Source organism: Chamaesiphon sp. (assembly GCF_041737865.1).
Classification (GTDB): Bacteria; Cyanobacteriota; Cyanobacteriia; order Cyanobacteriales; family Chamaesiphonaceae; genus Chamaesiphon.
Genome location: NZ_JBGSQZ010000086.1, coordinates 20,445 through 36,693, shown reverse-complemented (window position 1 = coordinate 36,693; position 16,249 = coordinate 20,445). Strand labels below are relative to the sequence as shown.

16 protein-coding genes and 1 pseudogene are annotated in these 16,249 nt (G+C 42.3%); 12 read left to right on the top strand and 5 right to left on the bottom strand.

Annotation, left to right across the window (positions count from 1 at the left end; translation table 11 throughout):
• From ACEW9J_RS06335 to ACEW9J_RS06290, 10 genes and pseudogenes are all read left to right on the top strand, one after another.
• Positions 1 to 1,100, top strand: a 1,100-nt coding sequence (locus tag ACEW9J_RS06335) for a glycosyltransferase family 4 protein (protein ID WP_373544291.1), incomplete at its 5' end; no start/stop codon positions are given.
• A gap of 207 nt (positions 1,101 to 1,307) precedes the next feature.
• On the top strand, positions 1,308 to 2,438 hold the full coding sequence (locus ACEW9J_RS06330) for a glycosyltransferase family 4 protein (protein WP_373544290.1): 1,131 nt from the start codon (positions 1,308 to 1,310) through the stop codon (positions 2,436 to 2,438).
• A gap of 9 nt (positions 2,439 to 2,447) precedes the next feature.
• Positions 2,448 to 3,833: an O-antigen ligase family protein gene (locus ACEW9J_RS06325; RefSeq protein WP_373544289.1), complete on the top strand. Its 1,386-nt coding sequence runs from the start codon at positions 2,448 to 2,450 to the stop codon at positions 3,831 to 3,833.
• Entirely contained in the window at positions 3,830 to 4,999 is a 1,170-nt protein-coding gene (locus tag ACEW9J_RS06320; RefSeq protein WP_373544288.1) for a glycosyltransferase, read from the top strand. Before ACEW9J_RS06325 ends, ACEW9J_RS06320 begins: the two co-directional genes overlap by 4 nt.
• Positions 5,000 to 5,110: 111 nt before the next feature.
• Positions 5,111 to 5,881, top strand: a complete 771-nt coding sequence (locus ACEW9J_RS06315) for a hypothetical protein (protein WP_373544287.1) — start codon at positions 5,111 to 5,113, stop codon at positions 5,879 to 5,881.
• Positions 5,882 to 5,953: 72 nt separating this feature from the next.
• Complete coding sequence (locus ACEW9J_RS06310; protein WP_373544286.1) at positions 5,954 to 6,175, top strand: transposase; 222 nt, start codon at positions 5,954 to 5,956, stop codon at positions 6,173 to 6,175.
• A gap of 24 nt (positions 6,176 to 6,199) precedes the next feature.
• Complete coding sequence (locus ACEW9J_RS06305) at positions 6,200 to 6,859, top strand: class I SAM-dependent methyltransferase (protein WP_373544285.1); 660 nt, start codon at positions 6,200 to 6,202, stop codon at positions 6,857 to 6,859.
• Between the two features lie 20 nt (positions 6,860 to 6,879).
• A complete protein-coding gene (locus tag ACEW9J_RS06300; RefSeq protein ID WP_373544284.1) occupies positions 6,880 to 7,860 on the top strand; it encodes a glycosyltransferase in 981 nt (326 codons plus the stop codon).
• Positions 7,861 to 7,888: 28 nt separating this feature from the next.
• A pseudogene (locus ACEW9J_RS06295) lies at positions 7,889 to 8,011 on the top strand (IS5/IS1182 family transposase); the annotation flags it as partial.
• Positions 8,012 to 8,256: 245 nt separating this feature from the next.
• Positions 8,257 to 9,036 carry a glycosyltransferase family 2 protein gene (locus ACEW9J_RS06290; RefSeq protein WP_373544283.1) on the top strand — a complete coding sequence of 260 codons (780 nt, stop codon included), beginning with the start codon at positions 8,257 to 8,259 and terminating at the stop codon, positions 9,034 to 9,036.
• Between the two features lie 12 nt (positions 9,037 to 9,048).
• On the opposite strand, the gene ACEW9J_RS06285 is transcribed toward ACEW9J_RS06290, so the two are convergent.
• On the bottom strand, positions 9,049 to 9,636 hold the full coding sequence (locus ACEW9J_RS06285; protein WP_373544282.1) for a WcaF family extracellular polysaccharide biosynthesis acetyltransferase: 588 nt from the start codon (positions 9,634 to 9,636) through the stop codon (positions 9,049 to 9,051).
• A 198-nt stretch (positions 9,637 to 9,834) separates the two neighbouring features.
• Here ACEW9J_RS06285 and ACEW9J_RS06280 point away from each other — a divergent pair, with 198 nt between their 5' ends.
• Both ACEW9J_RS06280 and ACEW9J_RS06275 read left to right on the top strand, forming a co-directional pair.
• A complete protein-coding gene (locus ACEW9J_RS06280; protein ID WP_373544281.1) occupies positions 9,835 to 11,025 on the top strand; it encodes an RNA-guided endonuclease InsQ/TnpB family protein in 1,191 nt (396 codons plus the stop codon).
• A 412-nt stretch (positions 11,026 to 11,437) separates the two neighbouring features.
• Positions 11,438 to 12,757 carry a glycosyltransferase family 4 protein gene (locus tag ACEW9J_RS06275; RefSeq protein ID WP_373544280.1) on the top strand — a complete coding sequence of 440 codons (1,320 nt, stop codon included), beginning with the start codon at positions 11,438 to 11,440 and terminating at the stop codon, positions 12,755 to 12,757.
• 369 nt (positions 12,758 to 13,126) lie between these two features.
• Here the strand turns inward: ACEW9J_RS06275 and hisH are convergent, their stop codons facing one another.
• The 4 genes from hisH to ACEW9J_RS06255 form a co-directional block, all read right to left on the bottom strand.
• Entirely contained in the window at positions 13,127 to 13,759 is a 633-nt protein-coding gene (gene hisH / locus ACEW9J_RS06270) for an imidazole glycerol phosphate synthase subunit HisH (protein WP_373544279.1), read from the bottom strand.
• A 50-nt stretch (positions 13,760 to 13,809) separates the two neighbouring features.
• A complete protein-coding gene (locus ACEW9J_RS06265; protein WP_373544278.1) occupies positions 13,810 to 14,499 on the bottom strand; it encodes a DUF2834 domain-containing protein in 690 nt (229 codons plus the stop codon).
• Positions 14,500 to 14,571: 72 nt separating this feature from the next.
• Complete coding sequence (gene hrcA / locus ACEW9J_RS06260; protein WP_373544277.1) at positions 14,572 to 15,645, bottom strand: heat-inducible transcriptional repressor HrcA; 1,074 nt, start codon at positions 15,643 to 15,645, stop codon at positions 14,572 to 14,574.
• Between the two features lie 224 nt (positions 15,646 to 15,869).
• Positions 15,870 to 16,208: a rhodanese-like domain-containing protein gene (locus ACEW9J_RS06255; RefSeq protein WP_373544276.1), complete on the bottom strand. Its 339-nt coding sequence runs from the start codon at positions 16,206 to 16,208 to the stop codon at positions 15,870 to 15,872.
• Positions 16,209 to 16,249 lie beyond the last annotated feature (41 nt).

Here is a 16,249-nt window from a genome sequence, read left to right as displayed (position 1 = left end):
TCCGTACCTATTTACCTTGTACTGGAGTTGGCAAACATATTAATAATATGTTGCTAGGTCTGAACGATAGAGATGAGATAGCCCTAAGACTGTTATTCTCAAAACAATGGTTGACCATTGAAAAACAGCTAGATCCACTTTCTCCATTATCACCACTTCCATTCACCACATTTCCCACTGCTGAAAATACAACCGAGCGAACCTGGAAATTACTAGGGTTCCCGCAAATGGATGAGTATATTGCTAATGATACCGATTGGCTCTATGCACCCATGGAAACCTACATTCCTGTCTCCAAGTGCCCAGTCGCGATTACGCTGCATGATATTCAAGCCTTTGAGCCTAATTTGCCTTGGTCTCAAACTTGGCAACATCGCTGGTTTGCCTATAAATGGGGGCGGTGGGTTCGCAAAGCACTAATCGATTGTCGAGTGGTGTTTACTGTTTCGGAGTTTTCCAAGCAGAGGATGGTCGATTTGCTGGGGGCAAATCCCAACAAGATTGAGGTAATTGGCAATGGTGTCGATTCATCCTTTTTTGAGATTGCCAAAATCGATCCTGCGAGTCTCAAGCCACCAATCGATTCACCATACATCATCATTGTTGGTGGTTTGCGTAAAAAAAAGGGTGCGGATGATGTGTTGAAAGTTGCCAAAGTACTGCACCAACGAAAAAGTGACTTGCACATTGTTATTGCTGGTGATTCCGAGTCTAATTATGTCGTAGCCGCTCAGGAATATCCGAATATTACCCTGCTCGGTATAGTTTCAGATGTAGAATTGCCATATTTATTGAGATGTGCCTCATCACTACTATTCCTCTCACCCTATGAAGGATTTGGGATTCCAGCTTTAGAGGCAATGGCAGCAGGGATTCCGGCTGTAGTAGCAGATCGAGCATCCTTACCTGAAATTGTGGGCGATGCGGGGATTATCGTCGATGCTACCACGACAGAAGCTATTGTAGATATTCTGATCGATCTAGATCGAATGCCACAGTTACGCGCCGAATATATCCAGCGAGGTTATCGACACGCAGCAACATATACTTGGTCTAATTGTGTCGATCGGTTAGTTACGGCATTTAATACCTTTGCCTGATGAATTGGAATACATAACGTAGAAAAGTAATTTTGCCAGCTTAGGTTTATAGCTTCATTTGATGCCGATCTCCCACCGAACTGCTTAGGAACTCACAAAAATAAACTCGTTCTAGCATAATTGATAGATAGCCAAGTTCGTCGCTGATCGAGCAAAATTAACCTGGATCGATCGACAAGACGTTTAATATCGATATTGCTGGTAAATATGAAACTCAAGGTTGTCTTCTGTTGGTCGGATATCTCTGGTTATATGGCTGCCTGCTGGCGCGCGCTCAACGAATCAGCCGAGGTAGATGTCTTTGTAATTGCCTTTCAAGCATTGACAGAAACTGCCTTTGGCGACCGATTGATGCAAGGTATTCCCTGTAAATTACTCAATCTTCAGGAGCGACAAGACTCAAATTCGATCGAGCAACTGGTGTTATCAGAACGCCCCGATGTTGTGGTTGTCTGTGGTTGGTTGCATCAACCTTACTGTAAATTAGTATCTGCAACTAAGCTCCAAAATACCGCTTTTGTCATGGGCATGGATACACCTTGGAAAGATAATTTGCGCCAACGGTTAGCACCGCTAGTGCTGCGATCTTTTCTGCAACGGATGGATCGAGTAGTTGTCACAGGCGAGCGAAGCTGGCAATATGCCAAGCGATTGGGAATTGCCGCCGATCGGATCGATCGCGGATTATATGGGATCGATTACAATAGCTGGGTGCCGCTCTGGGAAAAACGATCTCAAGCAGACTGGCCGCGATCGTTTCTGTTTATCGGACGTTATATTCCGGTTAAAGCGATCGATCTATTAGTCCAAGCCTATCAAGACTATCGCGAGCTAGTGGAAGATCCTTGGGATCTGGTCTGTTGCGGTCAAGGCGAACTCAAATCTCAATTAGCAGACAAACCAGGCATTATCGATCGCGGCTTTTTGCAGCCTAGCGAAATGGAATCTGTATGGCAATCGGCAGGTGCATTTATCCTTCCCAGCCGATTCGATCCCTGGCCATTAGCCATTGTCGAAGCCGCCGCCGCAGGTTTACCAATTATTTGCACCGATGTCTGTGGTTCCGGCGTGGAAGTGGTTCGTCCGTGGTACAACGGTTTAGTAATTCCTGAAGAGAATACTAAAAGCCTTACCCAAGCCTTACTTACCTTTCATCAGCATCACGCCGAGTTACCAGTGTGGGGTAAACGCTCTCAAGAGCTAGCTGCACCTTATGCGACTGGTATTTGGGTGGAGCGGTGGCAAGCTTTGCTCCAGACAGCAGTAAATACTCAACTTATTTCAAAATCTTCTCGCTCCGCCATAGAAACGTCTACACGAGTGAGTTTGACTAAATAAAATCAAAGTATGAATAAAACCTTTATCGATCAACTGCTTGGTTTCATCTCAACTCCTTTTGGACTAATTGGTATCGCCATCGGCTTACTAATGGTGGCTAAAGCTGGTCGAGATCGTCCCACGGCATGGCTGCTATTTAGTATCTGTTGCTTTGCATCCTCGCTAAATACATATGGAGATCAGTGGATTAAAGTACCACCACCGCTAATATTTCCACTTCAACAAATTCGATCTTTCGGTAGACCATCAGCAATTGTATCGCTAATCCTCTTAGTATTTTTAGCATTACAAACCCAAAGTAATTGGCGGCAACGAATACTTCCAAAAGCGATCGATTATCTCATGTTCGTCCAATTTGCCATTTTTGCGAAGACAGTGCTTTACGGCAGTCAAGAATTCGCTTTCATTTCAGCATTGACATTTGGCGGAATCATCTTTATGCTCAAAATGGGGCTAGGTAGATGGATGAGTGATGATGAGAATTTTCATCTTGCGGTGAAATCGATCGCAGTAGCAGGATTAATTTTTGTCATTGTAAATGGTGTTCAATTTTTAGTTAATCGTCAAGCAATTACTTTCGTACAAGGTCGCTTTCTGGGAACGACAGGCAATCCTCAACATGCAGGCGTGCTACTAGCCGCAACGATTCCGTGTTTGATGTTTTTGATTCAAAAGTTACCCAGATGGAATTTTGCTAAATTCTTATGGGTAGCAACCCTAATTGTGACATTGTACTTTTTAGCACTCAGCGGTTCTCGCACTGGGTTAATCATGGGTGCGATTTCAATTTTATTGTTTTACCGGAATAATGGTGGAGCTTGGTTCCGAATAGTATTGTTTTTAGCGATATCAGCAGCCCTGATTTTGCCATTTCTAGGGGCAGACTCATTAAGTACATCATCGACAGGGATCGATGGCTCTGTGAGCGATCGCTTTACATCTACCAGCAATACTCGTGAAGGTGTCTGGAGTGGTTTGTGGAATGGCTTTATGGACAATATTTTGTTTGGTGCCCCGCTCGAACAGGGCGGTCGATTAGGTTATGGCGAAAATTCTTGGCTCTCCGCAGGTGCCAGTCTCGGCTTAATCGGATTCATTCCGATGATAATGATGGGATGGGAATCTGTGAAGATGATCTGGCAACTAAATCAGTTGAGCAATCGTAACTCATATTACTTTTTTCAAAGTAGCGCGGTGATAGCGGGACTGGGATCGATGCTAATCGGCAGTTGTTTTGAAGGTTTTTTACTGGGGAATATTACATTTTCGCTGATTGCATTCTTGACTTATTTACTGATGGGTGCATACTTGCTGGAAGTCGATCGAGTCCGTACTCACTACGCTAGAGCAGAAGCTGAAGTAGAATTTGCCGATCGATCTGGAGTCTATCAGTGAAAATCTTACATGTCATTCCGTCGATCTCTCCAGCACGGGGGGGGACGAGTCGAGCTGTTATTGATATGGTTCATGCTTTGCTCGATCGAGGCATCGATGTCGAGATTGCTACCACAAATGATGATGGTGACAACCTCCTCGATGTAACATTAGGAACACTTACTCTCTACGATCGCATCCCTACTTACTTTTTCTCCCGCTTCTCACCACCATTACCCGCACTACGCGAATTTGCTTTTTCAGGTGCATTTACAACTTGGCTGTTCCAAAATATCGCCAAATATGACGCGATCCATGTTCATGCGTTATTTTCATATACTTCTACAGTCGCGATGACGATTGCCAGATTCAAAAAGATTCCCTATCTCACTACACCACATGGTTTGCTCTGTGAATGGTCGTTAGAGCAAAGTCAGCAAAAAAAGCAAACTTATCTCAAGTTAATCGAAAGATCCAATCTCGATCGCGCTCAAGCCATCCATTTAACCTGTCAGCAAGAACAAGATGATGTTTTGGCTTTAAAGTTTAAATCGCCTACTTTTGTCCTACCGCTGGCTCTGACGGAGATACCAGCGCAGATCCCCGATGCTGCCAAGCTGCTGCGACAAAATTTGAATTGTCCCACCGATGAACCGATTATTCTGTTTCTATCTCGACTGCATTACAAGAAAGGATTGGACTATCTAATTCCAGCACTCGGTAAACTTCGAGATCGGCGGTTTACGTTTGTCGTTGCAGGAAGTGGAACACCCGCATATGAAGCAGAAATTCATTCACTATTGGTAGCATCTGGGATCGAGGATCGCACCCAGATGATTGGCTTCGTTGAGGGTGAGCAAAAAGATCTACTAATCCAAGGAGCCGATCTATTTGCTTTGACTTCTCACTCAGAAAACTTTGGTATTTCTGTTTTAGAAGCTTTGGTTGTTGGTACCCCCGTGTTAGTCACTCCTGGGGTGGGATTAGCTACTATTGTTCGGGAGCATCATCTTGGTTATGTAGCAGAGCTAGATATTGAGGCTATTACCCAGGCACTCGATCGATATTTAAGCGATCCCGCTCGCTCGAAAGTGATGGGAAAACACGCTCGCCAGTTTGCACTCGAAAACTATAACTGGGACAAGATTGCTATCGATTTAGTTCGAGTCTATCGCTCGTTGGTATAACCGCTCCGCATGACAATCATTATTAAACCTTTCATACCGTCCGTTAGCGGTACTACAATTTTCCAACACAATTACCCAGACTGTCACTGAATTAAAACTTGATTTAATTTTATGTTGCCAAATAGTAAATATGTAGTTGTCATATCTGCTTGTATCGATCCGTCAAACGGTTCGATACAAGTTTCCAGAAGCGATCCCTCAATTAGATTACAGGATTATATGAGCGGTCTTCATTTTTGGCTGAATATTCCCGATCGACGTTTAGACAAAATCGTTTTTATAGAAAATTCTGGTTATCCATTAGATGCCTTACAAAAACTTACTCATGTGTCTAATCCTTTAAATAAACAAGTTGAGTTTATCTCGCTTTGTTGTAATGATTATCCAGAGGGAGTCCATTATGGATATGCAGAACTGAATATGATCGATGAGGCTTTTACCCTTAGTAAGCTTCTGAATCAATCTTCTTACTTGATTAAAGCTACTGGACGTTTAACATTTCCTAATATTTCGCGCTTGCTCGATCGACTCAAAGATGATTTTCTATTTGCAGTAGATTGCAGAAATAATGCAATTCTCACACCTTCACCGCAAGTCTTCACCACTACACAGTTGATGATTTTCTCAACTGCTTTTTATAGAAAGCACCTACTCAATATTAAAAATGAATTATCAAAAGATATGATTTGTATTGAAACATTACTATACAATAAGCTGATAATTTTTCAGGGTGAAAAAGGTGCAATATTAAGATGGCAAGTTAATGTCGATCCCTCAGGATACTCATCAGGTTGGTCTAAAAACTATGATTCTCCCAAGCAAAAAACAATTAACAAAGCGAGAGCCATCTGTCGAATTCTATTTCCAAATTGGTGGGTCTAAAATACTTGTCAGAGGATGTCTGAAAAGGGGGTACAAAAGCTCTCAAGATTATGAGAATCTGTCTAAAAGCAAATGAAGACAGAAAATCATGAGCGCGTGCCGAGAAAATCATACCTAAGCGACCTGACCAATGAACAATGGGATTTACTCAAAAAATTCATCCCAACAGCGAAACCAGGTGGCAGACTTAGAAAAGTCGATCCAAGAGAAATTGTCAACGCGATTTTCTATATTTTGAGTGCAGGGTGTCCGTGGCGAATGCTACCCCATGATTTTCCAGTTAAAATCGTATAATAAAAATCACCCTAGTTAATAATCATGATGTTAGAAAATAAATACGAAGATAAGGCAATTGATTACTATGATAATTACCGTAGTGACATCATACCATTATTGCCGAAACACTCCGCAAGAGCTTTAGAAATTGGGTGTGGAACTGGAAATACCCTTGCTTATCTCAAAGCTAATGGTTACTGCGATTGGACTTATGATGTAGAAATGTTCCCAGAGGCACTCGATCGGGCGGCGAGTAATGTCGATATATTATATTCATGCAATATTGAGGGTGCCGTATTGCCAATCGAACCACACAGCATCAATTTAATACTCTGTCTAGATGTGTTAGAACATTTAGTCAATCCAGAAAAGGTCATATCTTACCTACATACACTGCTAGCACCAGGAGGAATCATTATTGCTAGCATTCCTAACGTCCGGCATTACTCAGTCGTATTTCCACTTGTATTTAAGAATGAGTGGGAATATAAAAATGCTGGCGTACTAGATAGTACTCATTTAAGATTCTTTGTCAAGAAAACTGCTATCGATCTTATGGAATCCTCTGGCTTAAAGCTTGAAGATTTAGTGCATAGCGGTCTGTTCACAAAGAAGCAGAAGATTCTAAGCGCGATTACTTTTGGAGCTATACGCTCTTTTTGTACGTTACAGTACTTAATTAAAGTGTCTAATAATCCATAATACGATTGCAAAGTAATTAAATGAACAATACACTTCAAAATATGCATCCTATCGATACTAGTCAGAAGCTACGATATATTCCTCCATCCAAAGATAATACTGCTGCTGTAATTATCACGTATAATCCTGATGTTGATTTTGAGCAAAGATTGCAATCTTTGGTAAGTCAAGTCAAGCAGATTTGTATTGTTGACAATGCTTCCAACCCAGATGAGAGAGCTATGATTGGGAAGCTATTAGCCGATGAATCAGCTAATATAGTAGCATACTTTAATAGCGAGAATTTAGGCGTTGCAGAGGGGCTAAATATCGGGATTAAGCATTGTCTGGAGCAAGGTTTTGATTGGGTTGTTACTTTAGATCAAGATAGTTCGGTAAGTAGTGACTTTTTATTACAGGCAGCCGCTACATTTGCTAGGGCAAGTCAAAATGACGATCGGGTAGTAAGTATCTCCCCAAGTTTGTTTCCCTACATTAAAGAAAACTTAAAGGTGGATCTACAGAGTAAAGAAGTATCCAATCCTTCATCAACGATAGACTGTAAATATGAAATAGTACATACATGCTTGACATCAGGTAACATACTATTGTTAGACGTTGTTCTGGAATTAGGTTTTTTTGACAAGCATCTGTTTATCGATCATGTAGACCACGATTTTTGTTTCAAACTAAATAAAAACGACTACAAGATTATCAAAGCTATTAACTGCGTTCTCTTCCATGATATTGGTATTCCTACGCCACATAAACTTTTCTTTAAAACATTTCAGACTAGAAATCATACCCCTCTACGTATATATTACATTTTTAGAAATTCTCTATTTATGTATGCAAGATATATGTCAACTGAACCACGATGGGTCTTGTACGATTTTAGAACCAATCTTTGCAATAGATTATTGAAAATATTGTTATGGGAAGATAAGAAAATTGAAAAAATTAGGTACGCAGTGAGAGGTATTGCTGATGCAGTATTCGGTAATATGGGTCGTATATCTTAATCTTGTAAAGCCGATTCAAAATTACCTTAGCCAGTCTGTTCAAATTGGCAGTACCCAGTCTGAACCCCAAGCGGTGGGCTGTGATGGTGGGAAGAAAGTTAAAGGCCGCAAACGGCATATTTTGGTCGATACCTGGGGATTGTTAAAAGGTTATGAGATTGTGACCGATACTTCTGAGGCTTTTCTTTATATCGCCATGATTCGCTTATCCCTTCGCCGTCTCGCCTGACTTTTCAGACACTCTCTCAAGTATAATTGATATAATATTTGCCTGGTTTACAATCTGGTGAAACCGGACACTTTGAGAGCTTCTCTTCAGACCTAGCATTAAAAATGCTTGAGGTCTAATTTATAATCTTCTACCATAACTTGTATTATTTATTAGACATATATGTTATGAATATTGACACTATCACTCCACTAATCCTGACTTATAACGAAACTCCAAACATCGAGCGCACTCTCGCCAAACTTCCCTGGGCGCAAGAGATTATTGTCATTGATAGTTTTAGTGAAGATAGTACGCTAGAAATTCTTAAGTCTCATCCTAAAATAAAAATATTTCAACGAAAATTTGATACCCATGCCCAGCAATGGAATTACGGCTTAGAGCAGGTTAAGTCAGAGTGGGTCTTGTCTTTGGATGCAGATTATGTGTTGACAAATGAGCTAATCGAAACATTTAGCTCTTTGCATATTTTGGCGATCGACGGTTACTTTATTCCTTATAAATATTGTGTCTTTGGTAAACCCCTACACGGAACTATTTTACCCGACCGATTAGCTTTATTTAGAAAAGCTCGTGCGACGTATATTGATGATGGTCATACTCAGCTTTTAGAGCTGCAAGGTCGCTCGACTCGTCTCGATGCCTATATCCATCATGACGATCGCAAGCCCCTGAGTCGCTGGCTATGGGCACAAGATCGCTATATGGTTATCGAAGCTAAAAAACTATTACAAACACCCGATCGAGAATTAAGTTGGGGCGATCGCATCCGCAAACGAAAAATCTTTGCCCCAGTGATTATTTTAATTTACTGCCTAATTCTCAAAGGTGGCATTCTCGATGGGTGGCAAGGTTGGTATTATGCCTTCCAAAGAACTCTAGCGGAGACATTGCTTAGTATTCATATTATCGAAGCTGAATACCTGCGTAAATCAGCCGATAGTTAACAATCTAAATCATCAACCCCCAGAATTTTCATCCATCATGGAAAGATCGCTAGGATGAGAGAGCAATTTTCGCTTTTTAATTGGCTGCGCTGGATTGCCTGCATAAATTGTCATCGGCTCTAAAGAGCCACTTGTCACACTCCCCAAGCCGAGTACTGCACCGCGTCCGAGTTTCGCACCTGGGCCGACCGTAGCCCGCGCTGCCACCCAACAGCTTTCACCGATATGAATGGGAATGTCCTTGAGTTGAAAAGTGGGGCTAGTCCAGTCATGATTGCCAGTACAGAGATAGACCTCTTGAGATATACAAGTATGGCTATCGATCGTCACCATCGCCACATTGTCAATCCAGCAATTTTCGCCCAGCCACACAAAATCTCCAACTACCAATCGCCACGGAAACTTTACTTTTAGCCCTGGCTTGATCGCGACTCCTTTGCCTACTTGTGCCCCAAAACAACGCAGTACCCAGCATTTGAAGTCATAATTCAAGATCCAGTAGCTACTGACCAATGAAGATCCCAGGTAGTACCAGGCAACTTGCTGCCAAAGCGGTGCGCCAGGAGAATATTCGCCGACTGTATATTTATCTAACCGCATATCGGATCGCCTCAGCCTAACTGACCAGAAAAATATTATCAGAAAACGGGGTAAAAACCCCGTCGTTCACGACGGCTTTGCCGGAGCGAACGGAGTTCACTGGGCGGGAGACCCGTCCAGTAGCCATTATGCGCTGTAGATATTACTTGTATTTTAACCTGCTTTAAGCTACAATTTCAGCATAAGAAGTTAAAGCCAATGTTAGTCTTCGAGTTCAAAACCTACGCCAAATCAGCCCAGTTTGTCGCCATTGACGAAGCAATTCGTGCTACCCAATTCATTCGCAATAAGTGCATCCGTTACTGGATGGACAACCCGAAAGTCTCTAAGTACGATTTGAATAAGCAGTGCGCCATTCTTGCGGCCCAATTTCCGTTTGCCAACAACTTGAATTCTATGGCTCGTCAGTCTGCGGCTGAACGTGCATGGGCGGCTATTTCTCGCTTTTATGATAATTGCAAGAAGAAAGTATTGGGATTAAAAGGATTCCCTAGTTTTCAAAAAGATAACCGTTCAGTTGAATATAAAACGACTGGCTGGAAGTTGGCAGAAGATCGCAAATCGATCGTTATCACCGATAAAATTGGTATCGGTAGATTGAAGTTAAAAGGTACTCGTGACCTAAACTTCTATCAGCCCGACCAAATTAAGCGGGTAAGGCTGGTTAAGCGGGCGAATGGCTACTATGTGCAATTCTGCATTTCAGTAGATAGAGAAGAGACCATTTTACCTACCAAAAATACAATTGGATTAGATATGGGATTGAACCATTTCTACACCGACTCAAATGGTGAACAAGTAGAAAATCCTCGCTTCTATTGCCAAGCCCAAAAAAGCATGAAGCGGTCACAACGACTAGTCTCTCGCAAAGTAAAAGGTTCTAGCAATCGCAGAAAAGCTAGAATCCAGTTAAGTAGAATCCACCTCAAAATAAGTAGGCAACGTAAAGATCACGCTATTAAATTGGCGCGGTGCGTAATCCAATCTAACGATTTGGTCGTCTATGAAAATTTGAGCGTAAGGAACATGGTCAAAGACCACTGTTTAGCTAAGTCAATTAGCGACGCAGGTTGGTATCAATTTAGAGTTTGGCTGGAATATTTTGGCAAGGTATTTGGGAGAGCTACTGTAGCTGTAAATCCTGCATACACAAGCCAGGAATGTTCTAGCTGTGGCGTAATTGTTAAGAAGTCTCTATCGACTAGGACACACGTATGTCAGTGCGGATGTGTGCTTGATAGAGATGAGAATGCTGCTATCGTAATTCTAAATAGAGGACTGTCTACCGTGGGGCACACGGGAAGATCTGCGCTTGACGCAGGTAACGCTTGGGAAGATCCGATCTCTACTTCAGTTGGTGAAAACCTGCTGGAGCAAATCGAATCGTAGAGCCAAGAATCCTCCTCGCTGAACTCGGGAGGAGTGTCAAATCGCCCACAAGAGCAAATTTACTTCCGATCGACTGCGTTTCGGGGGAATACTATAGTAAGATGTCATCATTAGTGAAGTATATCGGATTTTACCACTGTCGAGCCGATCTTGCTGCTCAAAGCCCAATGTTGACCCAAACGCCCTAATTTTTGGCGGCACATCGGGGCAACAAGTAAATTTTCAAGGTTTTTAGTTATCCATCTAAGTAATGAGGGTACTATGTGTATAAATCTTCTGTAATTCTCATAGTTCAGATTTTGATAACGAATATATCATAACGCGATCGCTCTTTCTATTCTGCTTTGCCATGCAACCAGACTGCTAAACCATAGCTTCACTAGTCAAGCATTCCTCCCCACAAGTTAGCGATATGCCTTCCTCCACCAAGATCGATACCCCTGAAGCCAGCCATACCCAAAAAGATTATTCCACTATCAAAAAAGATCCTTATCCTACGCCTCTAAAACCCTCTCCTCGGATTAAACTCAAGATTATTAACCAGTTTTTTCCACCTGATTATGCGGCTACTGGTCAATTGATCGAAGAACTAGCTCACAATCTCAAAAATTGTGGCTATGTTGAGGTGTTCACTAGTCAGCCCTCGTATGCTTTCGATCGAGATGACTCGCCACGGATTGAGTCATACGCATCTTTGCTCGTTCGTCGCTCCCAATCTGCTCGTTTTTGGCCCCAACGGATACGGGGTAAAGCAGTTGCTGGAGCGATATTTTTTGTGCGGACAGCTCTTCACTTGCTCAGACATGCCGACCGCCGAGGGCTGGTATTGTTGACGACAGCTCCGCCATTTCTACCCGTGTTGGGATATCTACTCAGCCGCGTTTGCAAAATTCGCTACGTCTGTTTGCTCTACGATTTGTATCCAGACATTGCGATCGAGCTGGATGTCATCAAGCAACAACATTGGATTGCCAAGTTGTGGGATCGTCTAAATTGTCTGACTTGGCAGCGGGCGTCGGCGATTATTGTCTTGAGTGAGAGCATGAAAGCTCGGATTCTCGCGAAACAACCAGGTATTGATGACAAAATTGCGGTGATTCCGAGCTGGGTTGACCCAGAGCAAATCGTACCCAGACCAAAACAGGATAACTGGTTTGCCCAAGAACATGGTCTAGTCGAGCCATTTACAGTCTTGTACTCAGGTAATATGGGTCGCTGTCATGATATGGATACTCTGTTTGATGCCATTGTGCGACTCCGTGACACTCCGATCCGATTTGTCTTTATTGGTAGCGGTGAAAAGCGTAAATACTTCCAGCAGTGTGTGGAAGATATGGGTCTGAATAACTGTTTATTTCTGCCTTATCAATCCCGCGAAAATTTACCATTTTCACTCACTGCGTGCGATGTCTCGATCGTTAGTATTAGTGCTGGGATGGAAGGGCTGGTCGCACCTAGCAAGCTCTACTCTGCACTAGCATCTGGGCGACCAATTGTGAGTATTTGTCCAGAAAATTCTTACCTAAATGATGTATTTGACCAAGCCAATTGTGGGATTACTGTCCGCAATGGTGATGGTCAAGGGCTAGCAGACTACTTACTCAAATTGAGTGAAAGTCCTCGGCTGACACAAGAGTTAGGTCAGTCTGGTCGTGAATATTGTCGCAAAAATTACACATCAGAGAAAATTGCTCAAGATTACCTGAATTTATTTCAATCCTTGGAATCGTGATGAGGATATCCCATCATGCCTGCAAGTCCGACTTCTCAAAGAAGTCGGAGATCTGTCCTGATTCGCGTGGGGTATACTTGTCATAAAATAAAATCTAGAACCCCTGTGCTTCGTCGTCAACCACCCGCGACTTAAGTGCGGGCTAACGGCAAAAGTCCACTGAAGTGGACTGAACAAAATTTTATAGTGACATTAATCCACCCTGCAAACCCCCCTTTTATAGAACCCACTTGAGGTCTTCTGTCTTGGCGGTTTTTTTATTCGGAGGGAACCTCCGCATAAAACGCCGCCGAATAAAAAAACGACAAGGCAGCGAGACAAGACACCCTCCCCTACAGATTTTCTTTCACCGATAGAAGAAAACATCCTCTAAGATCCCCACCCCTCAGATAGCCGCACGAAATTGGACAGCATCTGTAGCCCAATTGTCGATGACTTTTCAGGGTGAAATTGTACTGCCATGACATTCGCGTAAGCGATCGCGGCAGTTACAGTTTGGCTACCATGTGTGACAGTTGCTGCTGACACCGAGGACAAACTTGGCTCGACATAATATGAGTGATCGAAATATACCCACGCATTAGTATTTATTTCCCCCCACAACTGACAGTGTGGTTGGGTGAGATGAAGTTGGTTCCAACCCATCTGGGGAATGGTGAGGTCGATTTCTGGCTGGAATTTGTGTACTGTCCCAGGAATAATCCCCAAACCTGCTTCTTGCCCCTCATCGGATCGATCGAACAAAATCTGCAATCCCAGACAGATACCCAGAAATGGTTTACCACTAGCGACAATATCTTTGAGTGGTTGCTCTAAATCTCGATCTCGAATCTTTTTGACGGCGGGATCGAATGAACCAACTCCTGGCAAAACGATCGCATCAGCAGCCGCTAATTCAGACGGTAAATGGGTAATTAATGTTTGAGCACCAGCATGTTGTAAACCCTTACAAACAGAGTGCAAGTTCCCCATGTCATAGTCTACAACGGCAATTTTTAGCATAGTATATAAAAAAATTTAATCCCTGGATTAACTACCGATCTCTGGATTTACTAAACTAATTTCTGGGCAGTTTTTAAGCTAGAGTCAGCTAAATTGGGACGAATACATAGATAAAGTAGTCCACCAAATAACGGAACTAGTGATAGTAGTCTAACTGAGCGAGGATTGGTAAAATCACGATGGTGAATATCTTCATAAATTAGAACGGGTAAGAGTAATGTCAACAGACAAAAATCTAAACTCATCACATGAATAAATCTGCTACTGTGCCATTGCTGGACAAAATCCGTCCAATTTCCCTGCGTAATACCATAGCTTAGCAATATTACTGTACCGATTGTTAGAGATACACCGAACCAACGTGAATCTACTAACTTAATAATACCACGCCGATCGATCCCATTGGAGCGAAGCTGATCGATTCCAGTAGTTGAATTAGGTTCTCGCAGTGCGAGATAAGGCAAAATTGCAAAAGCCCCAACTGCAAAAGATGCGGCACTAAATAATCCAGCGGAAAGTCTTTGATTTTTGCCATCAATTAGCATCAGACAGGCATAAGCCATTGGTAATATTCCCATTAAATTGAATAGGGCAATAATAAAAGGATCGATTCCTGCCCATTTGCCTGTAGAGAGATTGATAATTAGTTGCAGACTATCCGCACTATCTGGTGGAGCTAATAAAAAAGCATAGCCACTAAATCCAAACCACAACGAGCCAAAAATAATTTTATTAAACATTATTTAATTATGATTTACTATTTTTAATAAGTAATAAGACTTTAAATTCTCATCGCATTACCAATCGATCTATTATTGTTGACTAATTGCTGCTGATATGTAGTCAGCCGCCGATTCAACTAGGGCGATCGCATCTTCATACAACATCCGTTTTGGCCCTAATAACCCCACGCTGCCGACTGGAATTGAATCTTGATGATAATTAGTAGATATTAGCGTACAAATCTGCATGGGCTTGAGCGGATTTTCAGCACCGATTCTGATGGCAATTTTTGGCTGGACGAGTGAAGAATTAAGATGTGGATTAAATATTAATTTCCAAATTTCGTCTTGTTCTGACTCTAACAAATGTAATAATGTCTTGACTTGTTGAAGCTGAGAAAATTCTGGTTGACAGAGAACTTCAGAAATACCGCAAATCATCATCTGCGATGAATGAATCGGCTGAGATTGTCGGGATAAATCTCCAAGTAAATTACTAACTAGATATACATATTGCTGGAGTTCGCCATCGAGTTCGCTCCAGTCTAGTTTTAATACTTCTAATATCGATCGATCTCGAAGTTTACTATTCAAAAAGTTAGATAAAAACTGTAACTCTCGATCGAGTAAATCTTCATCGATTGTGGATCGATTTTGAGGTAGCTGCATGAGGATCGATTGTGTCTCATAAGCATCCCACACCACAATTACCATCATCTTGTTAGCATCTACTCGCACGAGCTGAATATGCTTGACAGTCGAGCGACGAGTTTGGGGTAGGGTAATCATCGCGACATAGCCACTTAGAGTCGCTAATACGTCCACTGCACCGCGCAAAATTGCTTCTAAACTCCATCCCCAATCTAATTTGTCAGCCAGCAATTCTTCAACTTGCCGCCCAATATCTGGGGATGGTTGGATTAGTCTATCGACATACAACCGATAACCAGAATCAGAGGGGATTCTACCTGCTGAAGTATGAGGTTGATATAAAAAACCTGCCTTTTCTAGGCTTGCAAATCCACTACGAATTGTAGCTGGACTAATATTCAAATTATATCCATCTACTAGTGTCTTGGAGCCAACAGGTTCGGCGGTAGAAATATACTGGCGGATAGTTGCCCACAAAATCTGTTGATGACGTTTACTCAAGTCAAATGACATAGACTACTACCGCCGTAAGGAGTGATTAACTATAACAATTCTCCAGCAGATGCAGTAGATCTTGATGATGCAAGTCGCTACAGCAGTTGCACCCGATGTAAATTGAAAACGCTGGATGAATTATAACCGATCGATCCCCGATGTTTTGCGAGTGGATTCCTTGAGAGAATACTATCCTAACCGATATCAGCGATTGCAACCAAGAATTTGCGAACCATCACCGATCAGTATCGTGGTAAGGCTGGATCTACGCAGTGACTATAAGCATCAATGCCACCAATAATGTTGCTTACATGGGTAAAGCCTCGATCGATCAGCCACTGAGACATCTGAGCCGATCGCATCCCATGATGGCACAATACCAATGTTTCGGTATCTTTATCCAGTCGCGTATAGATTTCCGGCGACCATTCGGCATGTGCGCTCAATGGTAAATTGATAAATCTAGGTAGTGTCACAACTGCTAGCTCGTGTGGTTCCCGTACGTCTACAAATTGATATGGTGTAGCGTTATCGGCAAGTTTAGCCGCCAATTCAGTTACAGTGATTTCGGTAAAATTCATGGTGGAGAGTGGAGAGTGAATAGTGAATAGTGAATAGTGAA

Excerpts from the sequence above, each read along its gene's own strand:
- ACEW9J_RS06330 (WP_373544290.1), top strand. The coding sequence starts at position 1,308 with ATGAAACTCAAGGTTGTCTTCTGTTGGTCGGATATCTCTGGTTATATG.
- ACEW9J_RS06325 (WP_373544289.1), top strand. The coding sequence starts at position 2,448 with ATGAATAAAACCTTTATCGATCAACTGCTTGGTTTCATCTCAACTCCT.
- ACEW9J_RS06315 (WP_373544287.1), top strand. The coding sequence starts at position 5,111 with ATGTTGCCAAATAGTAAATATGTAGTTGTCATATCTGCTTGTATCGAT.
- ACEW9J_RS06310 (WP_373544286.1), top strand. The coding sequence starts at position 5,954 with ATGAAGACAGAAAATCATGAGCGCGTGCCGAGAAAATCATACCTAAGC.
- ACEW9J_RS06305 (WP_373544285.1), top strand. The coding sequence starts at position 6,200 with ATGATGTTAGAAAATAAATACGAAGATAAGGCAATTGATTACTATGAT.
- ACEW9J_RS06300 (WP_373544284.1), top strand. The coding sequence starts at position 6,880 with ATGAACAATACACTTCAAAATATGCATCCTATCGATACTAGTCAGAAG.
- ACEW9J_RS06290 (WP_373544283.1), top strand. The coding sequence starts at position 8,257 with ATGAATATTGACACTATCACTCCACTAATCCTGACTTATAACGAAACT.
- ACEW9J_RS06285 (WP_373544282.1), bottom strand. The coding sequence starts at position 9,636 with ATGCGGTTAGATAAATATACAGTCGGCGAATATTCTCCTGGCGCACCG.
- ACEW9J_RS06280 (WP_373544281.1), top strand. The coding sequence starts at position 9,835 with ATGTTAGTCTTCGAGTTCAAAACCTACGCCAAATCAGCCCAGTTTGTC.
- ACEW9J_RS06275 (WP_373544280.1), top strand. The coding sequence starts at position 11,438 with ATGCCTTCCTCCACCAAGATCGATACCCCTGAAGCCAGCCATACCCAA.
- hisH (WP_373544279.1), bottom strand. The coding sequence starts at position 13,759 with ATGCTAAAAATTGCCGTTGTAGACTATGACATGGGGAACTTGCACTCT.
- ACEW9J_RS06265 (WP_373544278.1), bottom strand. The coding sequence starts at position 14,499 with ATGTTTAATAAAATTATTTTTGGCTCGTTGTGGTTTGGATTTAGTGGC.
- hrcA (WP_373544277.1), bottom strand. The coding sequence starts at position 15,645 with ATGTCATTTGACTTGAGTAAACGTCATCAACAGATTTTGTGGGCAACT.
- ACEW9J_RS06255 (WP_373544276.1), bottom strand. The coding sequence starts at position 16,208 with ATGAATTTTACCGAAATCACTGTAACTGAATTGGCGGCTAAACTTGCC.